The sequence below is a fragment of the Deltaproteobacteria bacterium genome, from assembly GCA_016931625.1.
Lineage (GTDB): Bacteria > Myxococcota > XYA12-FULL-58-9 > XYA12-FULL-58-9 > JAFGEK01 > JAFGEK01.
Genome location: JAFGEK010000185.1, coordinates 20,813 through 38,199, shown reverse-complemented (window position 1 = coordinate 38,199; position 17,387 = coordinate 20,813). Strand labels below are relative to the sequence as shown.

At 40.0% G+C, this 17,387-nt stretch carries 17 protein-coding genes; 10 read left to right on the top strand and 7 right to left on the bottom strand.

Translation table 11 applies throughout. From position 1 onward, the window contains the following. The 6 genes from JW841_16065 to JW841_16040 form a co-directional block, all read right to left on the bottom strand. The coding region (locus tag JW841_16065; GenBank protein ID MBN1962450.1) for a hypothetical protein at positions 1-1,138 on the bottom strand (1,138 nt) is incomplete at its 3' end. Positions 1,139-1,463: 325 nt separating this feature from the next. Next, positions 1,464-1,862: a PIN domain-containing protein gene (locus JW841_16060; GenBank protein ID MBN1962449.1), complete on the bottom strand. Its 399-nt coding sequence runs from the start codon at positions 1,860-1,862 to the stop codon at positions 1,464-1,466. Beyond that, positions 1,859-2,113, bottom strand: a complete 255-nt coding sequence (locus tag JW841_16055) for a ribbon-helix-helix protein, CopG family (GenBank protein MBN1962448.1) — start codon at positions 2,111-2,113, stop codon at positions 1,859-1,861. Before JW841_16055 ends, JW841_16060 begins: the two co-directional genes overlap by 4 nt. A 138-nt stretch (positions 2,114-2,251) precedes the next feature. Continuing rightward, the gene (locus JW841_16050) at positions 2,252-3,682 is read right to left on the bottom strand and encodes a hypothetical protein (GenBank protein ID MBN1962447.1); all 1,431 of its coding nucleotides are present in this window, start codon (positions 3,680-3,682) and stop codon (positions 2,252-2,254) included. Between the two features lie 100 nt (positions 3,683-3,782). Further along, positions 3,783-4,517, bottom strand: a complete 735-nt coding sequence (locus tag JW841_16045; protein ID MBN1962446.1) for a zf-HC2 domain-containing protein — start codon at positions 4,515-4,517, stop codon at positions 3,783-3,785. Between the two features lie 25 nt (positions 4,518-4,542). Next, on the bottom strand, positions 4,543-5,202 hold the full coding sequence (locus JW841_16040; GenBank protein ID MBN1962445.1) for a sigma-70 family RNA polymerase sigma factor: 660 nt from the start codon (positions 5,200-5,202) through the stop codon (positions 4,543-4,545). A 193-nt stretch (positions 5,203-5,395) separates the two neighbouring features. Between JW841_16040 and JW841_16035 the strand changes: the two genes are divergently transcribed. After that, positions 5,396-6,790, top strand: a complete 1,395-nt coding sequence (locus JW841_16035) for a hypothetical protein (protein MBN1962444.1) — start codon at positions 5,396-5,398, stop codon at positions 6,788-6,790. 407 nt (positions 6,791-7,197) lie between these two features. Here JW841_16035 and JW841_16030 read toward each other — a convergent pair whose 3' ends face one another. Beyond that, on the bottom strand, positions 7,198-8,928 hold the full coding sequence (locus JW841_16030; GenBank protein MBN1962443.1) for an AAA family ATPase: 1,731 nt from the start codon (positions 8,926-8,928) through the stop codon (positions 7,198-7,200). Positions 8,929-9,532: 604 nt separating this feature from the next. On the opposite strand from JW841_16030, the gene JW841_16025 reads away from it, so the two are divergent. The 9 genes from JW841_16025 (at position 9,533) to JW841_15985 (ending at position 17,342) form a co-directional block, all read left to right on the top strand. Then, complete coding sequence (locus tag JW841_16025) at positions 9,533-9,823, top strand: type II toxin-antitoxin system Phd/YefM family antitoxin (protein ID MBN1962442.1); 291 nt, start codon at positions 9,533-9,535, stop codon at positions 9,821-9,823. Then, complete coding sequence (locus JW841_16020; protein MBN1962441.1) at positions 9,820-10,146, top strand: type II toxin-antitoxin system RelE/ParE family toxin; 327 nt, start codon at positions 9,820-9,822, stop codon at positions 10,144-10,146. Before JW841_16025 ends, JW841_16020 begins: the two co-directional genes overlap by 4 nt. Before the next feature lie 269 nt (positions 10,147-10,415). Then, positions 10,416-11,807, top strand: coding sequence for an oxygen-independent coproporphyrinogen III oxidase (gene hemN / locus JW841_16015; GenBank protein MBN1962440.1), 1,392 nt, complete (start codon positions 10,416-10,418; stop codon positions 11,805-11,807). A gap of 210 nt (positions 11,808-12,017) precedes the next feature. Next, positions 12,018-13,037 (top strand): hypothetical protein, encoded by a 1,020-nt coding sequence (locus JW841_16010; protein ID MBN1962439.1) that lies wholly within the window; start codon positions 12,018-12,020, stop codon positions 13,035-13,037. A gap of 11 nt (positions 13,038-13,048) precedes the next feature. After that, a complete protein-coding gene (locus JW841_16005; protein ID MBN1962438.1) occupies positions 13,049-13,489 on the top strand; it encodes a hypothetical protein in 441 nt (146 codons plus the stop codon). 14 nt (positions 13,490-13,503) lie between these two features. Then, positions 13,504-14,712 (top strand): pentapeptide repeat-containing protein, encoded by a 1,209-nt coding sequence (locus JW841_16000; protein ID MBN1962437.1) that lies wholly within the window; start codon positions 13,504-13,506, stop codon positions 14,710-14,712. Then, positions 14,709-15,281, top strand: a complete 573-nt coding sequence (locus JW841_15995) for a hypothetical protein (protein MBN1962436.1) — start codon at positions 14,709-14,711, stop codon at positions 15,279-15,281. Before JW841_16000 ends, JW841_15995 begins: the two co-directional genes overlap by 4 nt. 95 nt (positions 15,282-15,376) lie before the next feature. After that, complete coding sequence (gene lpxB, locus JW841_15990; protein MBN1962435.1) at positions 15,377-16,618, top strand: lipid-A-disaccharide synthase; 1,242 nt, start codon at positions 15,377-15,379, stop codon at positions 16,616-16,618. Beyond that, positions 16,611-17,342: a polyprenol monophosphomannose synthase gene (locus JW841_15985; protein MBN1962434.1), complete on the top strand. Its 732-nt coding sequence runs from the start codon at positions 16,611-16,613 to the stop codon at positions 17,340-17,342. The genes lpxB and JW841_15985 overlap by 8 nt, the downstream gene beginning before the upstream one ends. Positions 17,343-17,387 lie beyond the last annotated feature (45 nt).

The window sequence follows — 17,387 nt, the reverse complement described above, 5'->3', positions numbered from 1 at the left end:
CTACCCCCATACCTGGATAGCCAACCAACACAAATGCATCATCTGAGCTTAATCCAGTTATGGCGTTACTTGCACCAATTTTCTTTAGCTTATCGGCAAGCAAATAACTTGTTTCACCGATCTCTACCACCTGATTGATTTGCGCATAAACTTCACCACGACTTACGATAATTGCCATTTGATCTACGCTAATACTGTCTATTGCCGATATTAAGTTTTGCAACGCCAATATTGACTGAGTGGTGTTACCAATTATCTCATAAAACTCACTAAACCCAGAGCTTTGCACTAACTTTTGCGTAGCGCGGTCGATTACCCCTAACCAAATGCCATTTACTGGTGTGCCAATTAGCTCATTGCCGTCATAGATTACACTGGCTTCACTAGTTGGTAATTTATTAGCTGCACGCGCTTTCAATACTGTCATCCGACCAGCATCCGGTATCCCTTGACTAGTGCATTGCGAAGCATTGCAGGTGCCATTAACCCCAGGATCGCCTTTTAATAATGGTATAACCACTTCGTCGCTACCCATGGCATTAGCAGCACGCAGCGTATAATTACCCTCGGCGACTCCAACCGGCAAATCAACTTTCACTTCTTTATCAGCAGAACGCTCTCTTACTTTTAACTCGCCATAGTCTTTGCCACCTTTGTCTTTACTTATAAAAGTAAAATTGGCTTGTGCTAGGTTTTCGCCTTTAATGATTAAGGCGCTAGTTACATAATGATCAGACTCACCATCACTGCCATTGCGACCACCATCGCCATCAATACCGGTAATTTTTGGGGGATTGATTACAATCTCTTCACATAAACCATTTTTTTGATTACACTCAGTACCTTGTTCACATATCGTAGGGTCGTCATAACAAAGCTGATGGCATTTGTTATCATCTAAACAAACCTGACCTTGCGGGCAGGTTTTGCTTGCATCACCTTGAACACATTCAAGATCTTGGTATTTTTCACTTTGTGCTAAACAACCAGGGATAAACATCGCAGCACCCAGCAATACAATTGTATGAATACTGCGCGAACATAAGGTTAGCTTAGCGAAGTCGCGAAGTCGCGAAGTCGCGACAGCGAGAAAACCTGAAGTTAAAAATAATGACAACTTAAATAATTTTTTATGCATTGCACGCACCCTCTTTGAGGCGGGTTATTTTTAAAAGTGCCTCGCTTGGCATTGCAAGCAAACTTTAGGCCAACTATTGAATTCTAATAACTTCGCCCAGTTACACCGTTAGATAATTTTAATATGTCGCATTTTGCGACACACCCGCATCATACAAATGTAGCAATTTGCGACACTTGACCTGCTTGTGACCTACTTATAATTTTGCGCCTTTTCGTTTGCTTTAAACACCGCCTTCATTTTCTTAAGTTACAGTAAGGCGCCTACCATCTAAAATTTAAACTGACAAGAGAGATGAAGACAGGTAGTTAATACGTTATGTTTATTACGAAATAATAACAAACCCATGCTGAGAAAAGTGGGCATCAAAAGTAAATACTTCATTTAAACCTAAACGACGCATTATCTGAAAGCTAGATGTATCAACAAAACTTAAATCACGCTTTTGTGCCACTAATATCGCAGCTAAAGCAGCTTCATGGTCTTCTTTGTCAAGCCAATGTTGATGCACCAACGATAACACATCACTATAAAATGCTTGCAATGCTGCAATACCCAGGCGATGTTGAAGCAAAGCAAATGTTTCGATTAAAATGTAGTTGCTAGTTATAAGTGGCGTTTCAGTCTCAACAAGATTAATCCAAATATCTTTTGCTCTTTGGTTATTTACATCATCACGATCAAGCATTGCATAAAATGCTGAGGTATCAATAAAAATCGTCATTTTATATCGCCAAACGCTTCATCTAAATAGTCATCATGTTTTTGCGAAACATCAGCTAAACCTGAAGCAAATTGCCCACATATAGCAATAGCGCGCTTTTTGTTTTCAACATGATTATTGGCGATCGATCCTACCAAAGAAGCATCAATTGCTTGCCTAATTATTTCAGCTATTGAAAGTTGTTGACGCTTTGACTCTGCGCGTAAAACCTCCATTTGCTTTGTGGTCAGTTGTATTTGAGTACGAATCATTACATCATGTTATCAAATGTGATATCATGCGTCAATAATTATAAATCTATAACTTTTATGGGTAATCGTATTATGCGCTGATTAGAACAAAATAAGCAAAATATAAGATTAGCCCACTAACTAACGTTCACAGCAAGCTTACTCTGGTGCCTCATGGTGATAAATTTGCCCCACTATAATTGCCTCAATAACATTAGCAACCATCGCTGCTGTGAGTGCACCCAAAGCGAGATTAGCGCGTTTGCGAATGCTTTCACCCCTTATTAGCTCATTATGCTTGTTAGCTTGATTAAAATTATAACGCTCAACTGCATACCAAGCTATAAGCCCGGTCTGCAAAGTTAAATAAATACCGCCAACAACATTACGGTCTTGCGCAAACTGGCCACCACCGAAAGGTATTAAATATAATGGACTAAATCTTGGCACTAAAGTTTCACGATAATTGGGCACGGGAATTAATTTAAGCGCCGCATTATCTAAGCTTGCTGCTTTTACAGAAGTAGCAATTATTTTATCATCAATTATACGTTCAACAGTATTATTCTTAAGTGCATAATCTACTTTATGCAATGTCGGCGTCGGTTTTACAAAATAAGATAATGCTTGCACTTGTTTATCATTTGCCTGCTGCACTGCAATTACATTAGCAACATTCAATAGTTGCGCTATTACCGTCAAATCATTAAAGCAGGTCTCATCACACTGTACAGTTAATATATCATTGACACTTATTCGCTTATCAAATTCAGTATTAATTGTTAGCTCTACCCGCTGATCTTTAAGCTGCACTGGATGGGGCAGCGACCATCCAGAGCCATAATCAAGCCAGACACGATAATCGCCTACAGGTAAAGATACCGCCAGTAAGCCATCGGTACGCCCAAGAACTAATCCATCAGCATATAGCGTACCTGGCAAATTGCTAGTAATGCTTAATAAAACTCGCTCTTGTTGTTTAAGCAGGCGCTGTTGTTCATCAAAGATCCGCTGAATATCTGGTGAATGGCGTCGTTGATCAATTGGTGCATGCCCGAAACGCCGCCAAACCTCGCGCGCCCGCAGGGCTGCTTTTTCTTTTTTGCCTTGGCTATATGATCCAATAGCTAAATCTCTGGCTGCAGCCACAGCAATCTCACGCAACTCAACGTCTGGATGCATGGTTGAATTAAAAGCGTCAAGTACTTGCTGCCGTAAGGTTTCGGCAGCCTTGTCATCAAAATAGGCTTCACGCTGCTCAGCATCAGCCAATAACTTTTTTAACTTTGCTATATCGAAACTCGCTTTGGGATTTGCCGTACCCAGCAAAGCGAGATAAGCATCGCGGTCATCAAGAACTCGATCCCCTTGTTTCTCATAGTAATCTCTCAGCGCCCGACCTAACGTAACTAGCATTTTTGCTGAGTTTTGCTGTGGATCATCAAGAGCAATAATTGCGGTATCATATTGCTTATTTTTATAATTTACCGCTGCAACTAAACCAGCTGGCGCTGGCATAACATTATACGGTACAGAAGCTGAACCGATTAATACTTTAAATGTAATAATAGTAACTGATAACGAAATCATTATACGCAACCCCCCATCATTATAAACTAAACCACTTAAAAGCCGAGCATGTGTACCATTGGTGATTTACAACAGCAAGAGTAGCGCTAAAAATAAAAAGTTACCGCCGAGCGCGCACCAAGGTTGAAAATTCTTCAACCGGCAAATCAGTTACTACCGAATAAGTAAGCCCGCTTGAACGCCATTTGGCCACAGTATAACCACGCACTTGTTTTACTAACATGCGCTCATTACCAATGCGATAAAGCGGTGCGGTTTCAGGAAAGTCTTCATCGTTATCTTCATAAACCAACATCGACACATGACCACGTTGCATGTTGTAGCGCACAAAAGCAGCGTAGCGGTTGCGCAAATTCATTACGCGGCCACCAAAACTATTTACCGCACCATCAGAAATATGTGGCAAGTGCACTGCAAAAGGTAGTTTACTACTAAAGTAAGCTTGCAGTGGCGCTACATCAGCAGCAACAACATCCATTGGCAAGTCAGGCCCTTTGGCGATGACATCTAAATCGCTAACGTGATTTGTTGTTTGTCCTTTCCAGATAAGCACTATTAGTAATGACGCTGCGGCAACTGCTGGCCAAGCGTGCACCCAACGCGACTGTGGTCGTTCGTTAACGATTAAGGCATTAACTTTACGACGCAATGACGCCGAAGCCGTCACCTGCTGGCTAACTTGGAGTAGTGCTAAACGTAAACGCCCTTCATGTTCAAGCACGGCCCGACAGCTAGCACATTGTTGAATATGCGCTTCGACTTCTTGAGCATTAGCAAGATCAAGTTCGTCGTCTAAAAGCAACGGTATCGAACGTACTACTTCTATGCACATCATTTGCATAACGATTACCTTCGTTGCTTTAGCCGCTCTTGCGGCGTCGAAATACGTTAATATCAAGCACCTTATCGTTGCTTGCTACTTGCTGAGAATCTTGAGACTTGCCACGCACAATACCGCGCTCGCAAGCCAAATCATATAACTTAACCTCTAACATGCGTCGGCCACGATATAGACGACTCATCACTGTACCAACCGGACTTGAAATAATATCAGAGATTTCTTTATAAGTTAGCCCCTCAACATCACAGAGTATAACTACCGTACGATATTCTTCAGGGATGCTATCTAAAGCTTTTACTACATCATCAGATAGCATATTTTGCAGATAAGAATTTTCAGGTCGAGAGGCAAATTCGCGTGACTGCTCAGAATGCAATTGTTGGTCAACGTCAACCCTGCTCTGACCATCTAATAATACGCGTTCACGCTTTTGTCGACGATAACGATGAATAAAAGTATGCGTTAAAATTGTATAGGCCCACGCTTTAAAATTAGTGCCAGGAGTGAAACGGTCGCGAAAATGCAATATACGCACAACAGTATCTTGTACTAGATCTTCAGCTAAGGCCCGATCTCGCATATAACGCAAAGCCAAACTATACAGACCATCAAGATGAGTCTCAATAAGACCCTCTATCTCGTCTGAGCTATTACTTTTAAGCCACCCTAAAAAACTCATAAATATTAACCGTTAATAATAGTTCATTAGTTAAAGCCATAGCAAACCTATTATATTCCGAAAAATTTAATATTTTTAATAATTAAATGACACATTAGTAACCGTATAAGCAGTAAATACTGTAAGTAAAAAAATAACCACAAATTTTCAAGTTAAGGCTAAGCTTAACGCACGACTTTTAGGAATGCAGCACATGATTATTAGTAAATCCAGTAAGTCGTATATTTTTATAAATTTATTATTTAGTTGTTTTATTGCCGTTCAAATTGTATTCTATGGATTAATTTTTACCTCTTGTGCACGAAAACAACTACCTGACCGTATCCATTGCTATACTGAAAATGATTGCTACTCTGGTTATGAATGCTTGGGTGGTATATGTGAATTATCAGTAAAATGTAAATCAAATGCCGACTGTGGCACCCAAATATGCAATATACAAAAAGATGCTGAAAGTGGCAACTGCGGCCCCTGCTCAGAGAATGCTGATGAGTGTGGTACTGGGCGCAGATGCTCTAATGACAAATGTATTTCAACTACCGAGCAATGTGGTAATGACTCTGGTTGTTCACCACCAAATACTGTTTGTGTTGCTGGGGTCTGTGATTTAGGCTGTGTTAATACGGGTTGCGCAAAAGATTATATTTGCAATACTGAAACAGGTCGTTGTGGCAGCAGTACCAGCAGCAGTGGGGGCGGTAGCAGCAGTACAAGTATCGAAAGCGGTTTAGCTATTGGCGAACCCTGCGAAACCCACGGCGAATGCCAAAGCCGTATTTGTTGGGAAATTAGTGGTGATAAAAAAGTTTGCAGCCAAACTTGCACTCGTCAACACCATTGCCCTGAAGGTACATTATGCTACCAACTTGGTGATGGTAGTGCCTGTATACCTAAAGCTGAAGTTTCAGATGGTGCCCGCGATGTTGCTCCCGGTGGATATTGCGAAGGTGGTTTGACTGATCAATCATGTGCTTCTGGGCTTTGCGACACCGACTTCAGTACCTGTCTTGAAACCTGTGGCAATGATCAAGATTGCGAAGGTATTGGGCAATGTTTTAGTTTTAATATTTATCAAGTATGTGGTGATACAGCTTCTACTCGCTCAAAACCAGGCGAGGACTGTACTCAACTTGGTTCAACCGATGAATGTTCTAATGGTTGGTGTTTATCAGGGTTAGCCAATAAAACTTGCGCCAAACCTTGTTGCACTCCAGCAGATTGCCGTAACAATGACAATGAAGATAGTGACAATATTATTTGCAAACCAGTTAAAGTATCAAGACAAGATTGGCTTTTTCACAAATTCTGTCTACCGCCAGAATATCAAGGCACTAAAAAACTTGGTGAAATTTGTGAAACCGCCTCTGAATGTCAAAGCGAAATATGTGTTGCTAGTCCATCGGGTGTCAAACGTTGTTCACACACTTGCTGTACTAACAAAGATTGCGCTGCATATGATTGGGCTTCAGCTTGTAGACCCACATTTACTAGTGATACTTATGGTGAGAGCATAATTAAAACTCTCGGTCGTAATGATATTTTACTAAATAGCATAGCTGGTGCCCCGGTATGCATGCCTAGACCATAAATTACCGATCAGCATCACCCCACCGATGTTTGCCCCTGTCATTTTTAAAGGAGCGGCATGCGACTGAGAAATCTTTGTTTTAAGGTACGTCTGCGGTAATAGGTATAAGTTATATTAACTATAGTATGGCCGGGGCCATGTTGACGAAAAACTTAGAGCTTTAAAAGAATTGAATATAATTATCGGTGGTCATAGGTTTGTCGCCACTGTCGTGCTTAAATATTTAACTATTTACTATAAATTAGCTTTGTCAATATAGATCCACTCCCTAACTTAAATAGTGTTTAGTAATTCAAGCTGTGAAAAAATGTTGGTGGTTAGTTTTGGTGCTGGTTTTGGTGCTGGTTTTGGTGCCAGATACAAATTGAAGGGGCCAAAGAAGTGTAATAATTTACTAATGCAAACGTTCAAACTGACCCTCTGCGTAACAATTTGTAACCATTTTCGTCGTTGTCTTTAATTGTTTCAACTTCAACATAGAACTCATTGCCTTCGCAGCGAATTCTATATTTTGTTTCATTATTAACTAAGGGAACAGTCCAATACAGTTTATATGAATCATAATTGGAAAATTGTAATCCATATACTCGATATGCTCGATTATTGAATAGAATATCTCGCAATTGTTGTTCATTAAATTTATTGCGATATGTTTTGCAATGAATACTGCTGGCATGATCAAAAATAACATCCATCGCTATCTCATCAATAGTTCGGACTTTTAAAGAATTTTTATCTACAGAAACAATCAAATCATCTAATGGTTCGAGTAAATCTTTATAATATAAATTGATAGATTTTTCGTCTTTGTCTTGTAAATACTCTATTTCTTTGGCTAGCAACCAACCTTTGTCTTTATGTTTTACCTCGCCATTATAATTGACTGCATCAGATGATTTGTAATATTTTTCAAGCCCTTCTTGGTTTAAGATAAATAAACCTTTATTTTGCAAATTCTGTTTCAATGTTTCTTTTTCAGTGGGCGAGAGATTATTCCCTGTTTTTAGTGTATTTTCGCAAAAGATATCGTTAAGTTCACTGCGATAATCATTATATCGTGACCCTCCATTTGTTAATACGTCTCCATCACATAATGCTCGCCAGTGTGGTGATACCTCTTTAACAAATCTTATCATGCCTGGCATTGGACCGAGCCCATTAGATTCAATTATAGTGATTCCTCGTGCGGCGATATCACGATTTGTTCGTCCTGCTATATATTGTATGAATTGTCGTTCAGTTTGGCCTTCTACTATAAGTACACCCATTGCAAACAAAACTTCAGATACCGCTGAATCAAGATTTGGAAGATAACTTTCAAATTTATGTTTAAGTTCTTTATCGCTAGGGATAACTTTTTCTAAATGCAGAATTTTAGGTGGCTCTGCATGTTTATCTAAAAGAAAGACTTCCTGCAGATTTTTAATGGTGTCAGGTAAAGTAAAAATAGGAGAGTGTGTTGCTAAAAAAACTTGTTTATCATTATTGTATGCCATATAGCGAATTCTATTAATCAACGCTCGTTGTAATTGTGGATGCAAGCTATTTTCTGGTTCGTCTAAAAATAATACTTTCACTTCTGGATGATGAAGATAAAAAAATAGAACGCAATAATATTGTAGCCCACGGCCATGTGCATCTAAACCAACATTACTAATATTACGGTCATCTGCATATAACTTTATATTATTGTTTTCGTCTTCGATCCGAATTGATATGCCAAACAGGTGTTCGATTTCCCATTGAACGTGTAAACGTATTTGAGGAAATAGTCTAAGTTCTAACAGCATGTCAGAAGTGCCCTGCGTTTGTGGTTCTCTGTTGTGAATATCAAAATTTGCTGTCGAGGCCGGTGTGCGATCAACAGACAGATAACGTATCGGTCTTAATCCTTCTCCTGTAGGAAGAGATTTATTCTCTGCAGGAATTAGCTGTGCACCCGAAGAGATGTTATTTATTCTAGAAATAAAATTTTGGTGTCTAGAATTATAGGTATTCTTTAACCAAAAAAATAGCTCGATTAGACGAGTCTTTCCTGAGTTGTTTTTTCCGATAAATATATTTAATTCATTAAGTGATATGTCAATATCTTTGTATATTTGAAGAAAATGATTAGCCTTAAATTTTGTAAACCACATAAGAAAGTCCTCCAAACTTTTATGTAAGACCATAGGGAAATATCAAGCATTTTGTTGCTTTTACGGATACCAACCACACAACACTCCCTGAGTATTTTGTTGTTAAAAAGTTATTCATGATTGAGGTGCTTCCTCAGGAAGTTAACTATTCTTAAGCACCTATTTAGAGACAATGCGTTAATTTGGTGAAATTATAGCAAAGCAATAATAATTATCTAATATATAATAAGTGGTATTCTTTGACGATTATCTTTACCTATTGCAACAACCCAATCATTTAATTCAAGCACAGCTTCATCTATATTTAATTGCAAATCTACCTCATGGGCAAAGGTTATATAATCTGTTTACCCACGAGATCCTCGGTGCTAAAAGAACTCAACCCACTGTAATACTTAATGTTATTTGTTTTTTTTATAACATTCGCACTATGGGTTATTCGGCAATTCAGCCTTTTATTTCTGTAAACACTTAAATAATCTGGATCGCTTAATTGTTTGAATTATTGGACATTATCATCTTAACGAAATACTCATTGGACAAACCAATATTTTGGTCTATATTTGAACCAACATATTGTGAATTCAGATCGGAGATACGCAATATGAAAAATCTGCAAATTTCAGAAGACATTCTCCCAGTTGGAGAATTCAAGACCCATGCTTCGCAAGTGATTCGAAGACTACAAGCATCGAAGCGTCCCTTTGTCATCACTCAAAATGGAAAGCCAACTGCGGTGCTTCTCACTCCTTCTGAATTCGACCGTCTCAATGAGCATGCTCAATTCTTAGAGTCTGTCGATGAAGGATTGTCAGACTCTAATGCTGGGCGTGTCATTGACGATATAGCACTGACCAATGAGCTCGATGAAGCCTTTGGACCTTTTAAATCATGAAGCTTATTTGGACTGACAGGGCAAGACGAGACTTACTGAATATTGGTCGGTTTATCGCAAGGGACAATCATCGTGCAGCCCGCGTTTGGATCGAACGACTGCGGGAACGCGCTCATAAAGCCGCTGAAACCCCCTTGTCTGGTAGAGTTGTACCCGAACGTGCCGATCTTAATGTACGTGAAGTTTTCTTACGAAATTACCGAATTGTCTATCGTGTATTTAAAGATACCATCCATGTGCTTACGGTTTTCGAAGGCCATCGCTTGTTTCCCCAGGATGCTATGTCTGACTTTTATAAAACTGACACCACAACTGACCCTTGAACTGACTCTTAGTCTCATTTTTTACTTTTATCGAGACTGGATTCCTACTTTCGTAGGAATGACGCTGAGTTACGTAAAACTCTCTACGTCATGCCCCGAAAGAGGGCATCCAATAAAGCTTAATAAAATCGATCAATTACAGAGATGAGATCAAAAGTCAGCCCTTAAGGTGTGATCATTATTGCTACTGAATTCTAACTACTGAATATTGTTTTTTTTAAGAAAACCTTATCATTATTTCGCTTGCAAAATAAAGTAGCCGCCTGTTTATGTTGTATTCAATGGCTGGTGATATGACTTCGACTATACTTGCTTGGGATATAGCTAGGCGCTACCTTCGCCAAGTTCCTCGCTACACTAGCTATCCAACAGCACCCGCATGGCAACCTGCCGGTGCAAATGTTGCCAATCAAGCATTAAAACGAGCCACACAAAATAACAACGCTATCTCAATTTATGTGCATATACCTTTTTGTGAACGTATGTGCCTTTATTGTGGTTGCAATATGATTGCCAGTAAAAGCTATGACAAAGTGCCGCGCTATCTCGATGCTTTATTGCGCGAAATTAGAATGGTGGCTGCACATTTGGGCAAACGCGAATTAATTCAACTTCATCTCGGCGGTGGTACTCCAACTTTTCTTACTGCAAGTGATCTTGAACGGTTAATATCCTCTATTTTTGAATATTTTCCTCCTACTGCAAATGCAGAGTTAAGCATCGAAATTGATCCCTTGGTTACCTCTCGCATTCAGTTAGAAGTACTACGTCGTTTGGGTTTTAATCGTTTGTCTATCGGTGTCCAAGATTTTTCTGATGAGATACAAAAAATAACTGGCCGTAATCAATCGGCTATCATTTCACGTCAGGCAGTGAGTTTAGGGCGAGAGCTTGGTTTTAGCAGTATCAATATTGACCTAATTTATGGTCTGCCAAAACAAACTATCGATCATATTAAAATGTCGACAGCAACTTGCGTTGAACTAAACGTAGATCGTATAGCTTTATTTGGATATGCACACCTGCCTCATATCAAACCTCATCAAAAAAAATTAGAATCCTACTCAATACCTAATCCAGAAAGGCGTTGGCAAATGTTCGCCGCTGGCCGCTATGTATTACAATCTGGTAATTATCAACCAATTGGTATGGATCATTTTGCATTACCTATTGATGAATTATCAATAGCCGCACGTGATGGTCGCCTTAATCGTAATTTTCAAGGTTATACAGTATTGGCCCCTACTGATCTTATTGGCCTCGGAGTCAGTGCTATTAGTGATGTTGGTGGATGCTATATCCAAAACAACCATCGCATTATAAATTATATTGAAGCTATTGAATCTAATTCATTTGCATGCGAACGTGCCTGCATACTATCTAATGAAGACACAGTACGCCGAACGGTTATCGCTTCGATCATGTGTAACTTAATGGTAAATTTTAGAGATATCGAACAAAAATTTTCTTTAGATTTTGCTTCGCATTTTGCCTCCGCCCTTAATCAGTTACAATCCTATGAGCATGATGGTTTATGTTTATTACAACAAAACAGCTTAGTAGTGACAGAGCTTGGTCGGCCACTAGTACGTAATATTGCCATGGCTTTTGATGCATACGCCAAAAATTTTGTCAGTGCAAAATTTTCTAGTTCAATATAATATCATCAGGATACATAATAAGTAATTATAGAGGTATTCAGTATACATGATTCAGAATAAGGGAACCAGCGAAATGATTTCATGATTTAATCAAGATGCCACTCTGAAGGTATTTGAATCTGGTAAATAACACGAAATATTATAACATGGCTTTTAGAATTGGGTCATGATGTTGCAAAATTACAGTAGGGAAAGAAAGGTAGGAATGAAATGCCAAGATTTTTTTTGGTGGTTTGGTTGGCAATGGGTTTGTCCTCCATGGCGTACGCGGCTATTAGCTTTGTCCCCTCCGGGGCTAAACCACCAGAAATTCAAGTTTTGAATAAAAATATTGACGTTTTTTCAAAAACGAACGGAAAAAAGACTGGAATGCTTTCAGTCGGGGAAAACATCCGCATCATGGATATCAGCGGTGAATGGGTGTCCCTGGACCAAAAAGAAGGCGGATGGGTAAAACGCGGGGATCTACCGACACTAATGCTGCTGGCGCATGATTATATTCCCGTCATCGGGAGCAAACCGCTTTTTACAATTATACCGTATTCTTCGAAAGAATATAATTCGGAAGTTCTTTTTCTGTTTTTTGGCTGCGGCGAAAATTATAATTTTAGTGAAAAAGTTATTCTGAATATTGCAAAAGCCGAAATGGGTGGTGGTGAAGATGGTAGTTCTTCACCCCATTATTGGGTATTCAACACCAAGAATCCGCGGTTTCCATTTATGATTCTTTATAGTGGACATTCGGGCGATATGCACCATGACACACCAGCTTTGGCGCTTTTTGGCGGTGAAGAAATCCGTGTATGGATGCCCAACCCCGGCAACCGGATAGATGTGGATTTTGTAGGCGTCGTGAATGACCGCCTTGTCATCAACGAAGCCTTATTTTGTTCATTTCGAGTCAATACTACTCTTGAAATTACGGCCAGTGGTATCAAAAGGGTTAGGGGTGATTTTAATAAAGACCAAGTATTGCCACCGACGGGCATCCAATATACACCCGAAGCTCTAATCAAAGATATTCGATTCTACAAAAATAACAAGAAAACCCAGTATGGCTTGCTTAAAAAAGGCATGGTAATTTCGTCCATAATTTTTTTAGAGGCTGATTTTTCAATCAATGATATGGTAAAAGTCAAAATTAATAATAAAATCGGGTGGGTCAATATTGATGAATTAAAAAACTCTTGTCCAATGGTTTACACTTTCGCCTGTTGTGGCTGTGGCTGATGAGCTAGCTAATGAGCAAAGAAGACAAGCTAAACATACTGCCGCGCTTAATCATGCCCATCACTGTCTTGCTTTTCAACCTGTTTACTGCGAAGGCGGAATTTGTCTCCTCTGACGGCCCGATTCCTGCACATTACGGTTTTCCCTTGTTTTGGCATCACCCGAATGATGTCGTGTCACTAGCATGGGACCTTAGCCTCCCGGCCTTGGTTGTCGATTTTTTGATTTATCTCTTGGTGGTATGGTTTGTTTTTAAAATCATACCGGTACGTTATACCGAATACCTACGTTCGCCTTATATCAGCATGGGACTCTGGGTGCTGGCCCTAGTGGCGGCTTTCTTTATCAGCATCCATTTCACGTTCAATCCAGACTTTTCCCTTTCTTTTTTCCTGCCCGATGCGAAGATCAGTCGTTATGGCTTTTTTGCTGGGTTTGAATTTAAAGGGTGATAGAAGTTACGCGAATGGATCCTAATTTACTAGCCCATCTTACTGACGCCTTGGCAAGAGGGCATTTATCTATTTCTGAACTTATCGGTATGGAAATGCGTGAACTCGATGCAGTTTATTTAATGGCTGTAGCGCGTTTAGAAGTAGACCAAGACTCTAGTGCAATGCAACTATTTGCTGGACTGGCGGCTCTTTTCCCTTTTTGTGCAAAATATTGGCGTGGTTATGGTATTGCTTTACATCGTTTGCGCTTATGGGCTCAAGCGCATCATGCATATGATGCCGCCTTACAGCTTGAACCAAATCACGCTTTAACTTGTTTATACCGCGCAGAAGTACTAGCTCATTTAGGAGAATATGACAAAGCGCTGCATGACATCAAACTTGCAATAAAGAGCAATGAACGCAGCATAAGTAAGCGAGCACGTGATCTTGAACGTATACTTAAAGTATCTTCAAAATCGTCTCCATTTTTTGCAATTGATGAATACGACAATACTATTGATGCTGAAAATGAAGTCACCAAAACAAATGCTACCATTTTTACGTTGCGCGACAATCGCACCCTACCGCTTGTTGATGGACCTTTGGCAGAAGCAGAACGCACACATACTTCAGTAAACATCATGTCGCATAATCTCAATGAAATAACTTACGCTGACATTACTCATGCCGATATTACTCATGCCGATATTACACATGCTGATATTACACATGCTAATATAACCCATGCCGATATTACGCACGCAAATATAACGCAAACAAACGTAGCATCACTTGAAATCACCAACTCTGATATAACTCAAACCAATATGGTTACCAATAATACTACGCCAACAAATATAACTAATACTGACATTGTTCAAACTAACATCGCAGATACTGTTCATAGCTGTAGCAAAAATTATAACTCTTTAAACACTGAGATCCGTGAAAACACTAAAGCGTGTCTTCAAAGTCCGGACCGAGTCCAGGAATTTCCTTTGCGTTACGAGGGGTTCGCGCACAGTTCGCGAAACCGCAGGCGTGTTTGTGACACGTCGAGGATTTCGCGAGCGAGCACGAACACCGCAGTAGAAAAGGGGATTTCTGGCGACGGGAGGATTTTGAAGACACGCCCTGATACAGATGACGATAATTCTCCTCGTGAAATCACCCATACCGCTATTACACGACGAGCTATAGGTTTAGAAATTGAAGAAGACGATGGAGACCTTGCATGACTATTAGTAAACCACTAGAAGCGTCATCTGCAGTATTAGCTTGGGCGGGAGGGCCGTGGTTGCGAAAAACTCCAGATGCTGCTGTTGATACCGCAGTAACGATTAAACAAGAAACAAAACGCAGTACTAAAACCGTGATTACAGCAGAACCTAATAAACCTACTATTCCTGCAAGTGATAAAGGCAATGTCAATAACAGCGATATCATTTCTGCAGCAGTAATTATTGATGTACTAACTACTTTAACAACCAAACTCGATGATGCACCAACAATCTTAGCTGATTTGGCTGCCATAACACTCACCCTATTAAACATTGGTAAAAACCAAGATGGGCAACGTGCTCAACGCTTAATGCAATTCGCTATCAGCAATAGTGGTTTCGCGCGTGCCACACTATCAAAAAACCTAATATCAGCTTTGCAGCACTCGCAAAATATTAACCGAGTTTGTACGCCACACTCTGTGGCGGGAGCTTTACGTAAAATTGAGGAGATGGGTCAAATTATCATTCGCGAAGCATTAGCGGTTTTAGAAGCGCGTGAAACTACTGTCTATCATCAAGTTTAACCGCATAAAGCTTTTATATTATAATTAGTTTTAACACTGTGTTATTGAGCTCACTAAAAATCGATCATTATTTAGGATGAATAAGTTTTATTATCATGCCTTTGCCACTAGCTTATGCATGTGATAGTACCGCTGCCCTTGTGCATACTAATGAATCAAAATCTGTACTAATAATCGCTGGCGAGGCTTCTGCCGATCTGCATGGCGCCCTGGTCTTGCGTGCATTGCATAAAATTCAACCACAAATAAATGTTTTTGGTATTGGTGGCAATTTAATGTGCGAAGCAGGGCTTAATGCCATTGCCAAGGCTGAAGATATTTCTGTTGGCGGGTTTACTGAAGTAATTTTTGCAATACCACGCATTTTCGGTATTTTACGACGAATAACCAATGCAGCGGCTATTAATAAACCAAATGTTGCAGTATTAATTGATCTGCCTGATTTTAATTTAAGGTTAGCTTCACGTCTTAAACGTCTTAGAATTCCAATTATTTACTATATCAGTCCACAATTATGGGCCTGGCGGCCTAAACGTGTAGCACAAATACGTAAATTAGTTGATCGTATGCTGGTAATTTTACCCTTTGAAGAAGAGTTTTATCGTCAGCATAATGTTGTCGCTGAATTTGTTGGACACCCTTTAGTTGAAGAATTGCCTTTACCAAGTGACCATCAAACTTCACGTAAAACTTTAGATATGGATGCTAACAGCGAGCAGGTAATTGCGCTTCTACCTGGTAGCCGCAAACAAGAAGTTACACGCCATTTGCCAATAATGCTTGAAGGATTAAATTTATTACAGCAACAACAACCAGATTTACAGGCGCTTATTCCAATTGCCAGCACCATACCGCGATCGCTTGTCGAAGCAATCCTTATACGCAGTGGCGCCAAGGCTAAATTACTCGATGGCCAAGCAAGCACCGCGATTAGTGCTGCCGATGTAGCGGTGGTTTGCTCAGGAACAGCAACGCTGCAAACCGCTTTATTATTGCGACCAATGGTTGTGGTTTATCGTGTTTCTTGGCTTACTTATCATATTCTCAAACGCCTGATTCGTGTGGCGCATATCGCATTGGTTAATTTAATTGCAGGCAAACCTTTAGTTACTGAATTAATTCAGCATACGTTTACGCCTCATTCAATGGCAGCAGAGCTACAACACTTGCTAACTGATGCCAATGCGCGACGGCAACAAGAAAACGAATTAGCAGCGATTCGCGCTAAGCTCGGTGAACATGGTGCAGCTCAACGTGTTGCTGAAGTTATTGGCGAATATTTAAACAGTAATCAAATAAGTATAATAAATGTAAAAAATGGAGAATCGCATGCCTGATAATATAGCGCCAATTAATAATGCGCTACGTACCGTGGTTTTAGTACCAACGTATAATGAACGGGATAATATTGAAAATATTGTACCAGCTATTCTTAATGCTGCTAGTGTTGATGTTTGTGTAATTGATGATAACTCTCCGGATGGCACTGGCGAGCTAGCTGACAAACTAGCCGCAAATAATCCACAGGTGCAGGTTTTACATCGACCAGGCAAGCAAGGTTTAGGGCGCGCATATCTTGATGGGTTTCGTTGGGCTTTGGCGCAGGGGTACGAACGCATCATTGAAATGGATGCCGACTTTTCCCATCCGCCACGTTTCTTACCCGACTTATTGCGCTTGTCGATGGACCACGATTTAGTACTAGGTTCACGCTGGATAAAAGGTGGCGGTACCGAAAATTGGCCGCTTTCACGCCGTCTGCTATCGCGCTGGGGTTCTTTTTATTCGCGTACTTGGTTGGGTGTTAATATCCATGACATTACTGGTGGCTTTAAATGCTTTCATCACCAAGTATTACGCGCCATTGATCTTAACGACATTCATACTAGTGGTTATGCCTTTCAAGTAGAAATGACCTATCGTGCGTTAAAGTTAGGATTTAGCGTTGTTGAAACTCCAATAATATTTGTCGAACGCACTGAAGGGGCATCAAAAATGTCACGCCATATTGCTTTCGAAGCGATGATTGCAGTACCCAAACTTCGTTTTAAGGTGCGCTAATGTCTCTCTTTAAAAAAGTTTGGCCCTATCTACGCCACCAAACAC

What these genes read in the sequence shown, in the direction of transcription:
- JW841_16060 (MBN1962449.1), bottom strand. Translation starts at nt 1,862, where the DNA reads ATGACGATTTTTATTGATACCTCAGCATTTTATGCAATGCTTGATCGT.
- JW841_16055 (MBN1962448.1), bottom strand. Translation starts at nt 2,113, where the DNA reads ATGATTCGTACTCAAATACAACTGACCACAAAGCAAATGGAGGTTTTA.
- JW841_16050 (MBN1962447.1), bottom strand. Translation starts at nt 3,682, where the DNA reads ATGATTTCGTTATCAGTTACTATTATTACATTTAAAGTATTAATCGGT.
- JW841_16045 (MBN1962446.1), bottom strand. Translation starts at nt 4,517, where the DNA reads ATGATGTGCATAGAAGTAGTACGTTCGATACCGTTGCTTTTAGACGAC.
- JW841_16040 (MBN1962445.1), bottom strand. Translation starts at nt 5,202, where the DNA reads ATGAGTTTTTTAGGGTGGCTTAAAAGTAATAGCTCAGACGAGATAGAG.
- JW841_16035 (MBN1962444.1), top strand. Translation starts at nt 5,396, where the DNA reads ATGATTATTAGTAAATCCAGTAAGTCGTATATTTTTATAAATTTATTA.
- JW841_16030 (MBN1962443.1), bottom strand. Translation starts at nt 8,928, where the DNA reads ATGTGGTTTACAAAATTTAAGGCTAATCATTTTCTTCAAATATACAAA.
- JW841_16025 (MBN1962442.1), top strand. Translation starts at nt 9,533, where the DNA reads ATGAAAAATCTGCAAATTTCAGAAGACATTCTCCCAGTTGGAGAATTC.
- JW841_16020 (MBN1962441.1), top strand. Translation starts at nt 9,820, where the DNA reads ATGAAGCTTATTTGGACTGACAGGGCAAGACGAGACTTACTGAATATT.
- hemN (MBN1962440.1), top strand. Translation starts at nt 10,416, where the DNA reads ATGTTGTATTCAATGGCTGGTGATATGACTTCGACTATACTTGCTTGG.
- JW841_16010 (MBN1962439.1), top strand. Translation starts at nt 12,018, where the DNA reads ATGCCAAGATTTTTTTTGGTGGTTTGGTTGGCAATGGGTTTGTCCTCC.
- JW841_16005 (MBN1962438.1), top strand. Translation starts at nt 13,049, where the DNA reads ATGAGCAAAGAAGACAAGCTAAACATACTGCCGCGCTTAATCATGCCC.
- JW841_16000 (MBN1962437.1), top strand. Translation starts at nt 13,504, where the DNA reads ATGGATCCTAATTTACTAGCCCATCTTACTGACGCCTTGGCAAGAGGG.
- JW841_15995 (MBN1962436.1), top strand. Translation starts at nt 14,709, where the DNA reads ATGACTATTAGTAAACCACTAGAAGCGTCATCTGCAGTATTAGCTTGG.
- lpxB (MBN1962435.1), top strand. Translation starts at nt 15,377, where the DNA reads ATGCCTTTGCCACTAGCTTATGCATGTGATAGTACCGCTGCCCTTGTG.
- JW841_15985 (MBN1962434.1), top strand. Translation starts at nt 16,611, where the DNA reads ATGCCTGATAATATAGCGCCAATTAATAATGCGCTACGTACCGTGGTT.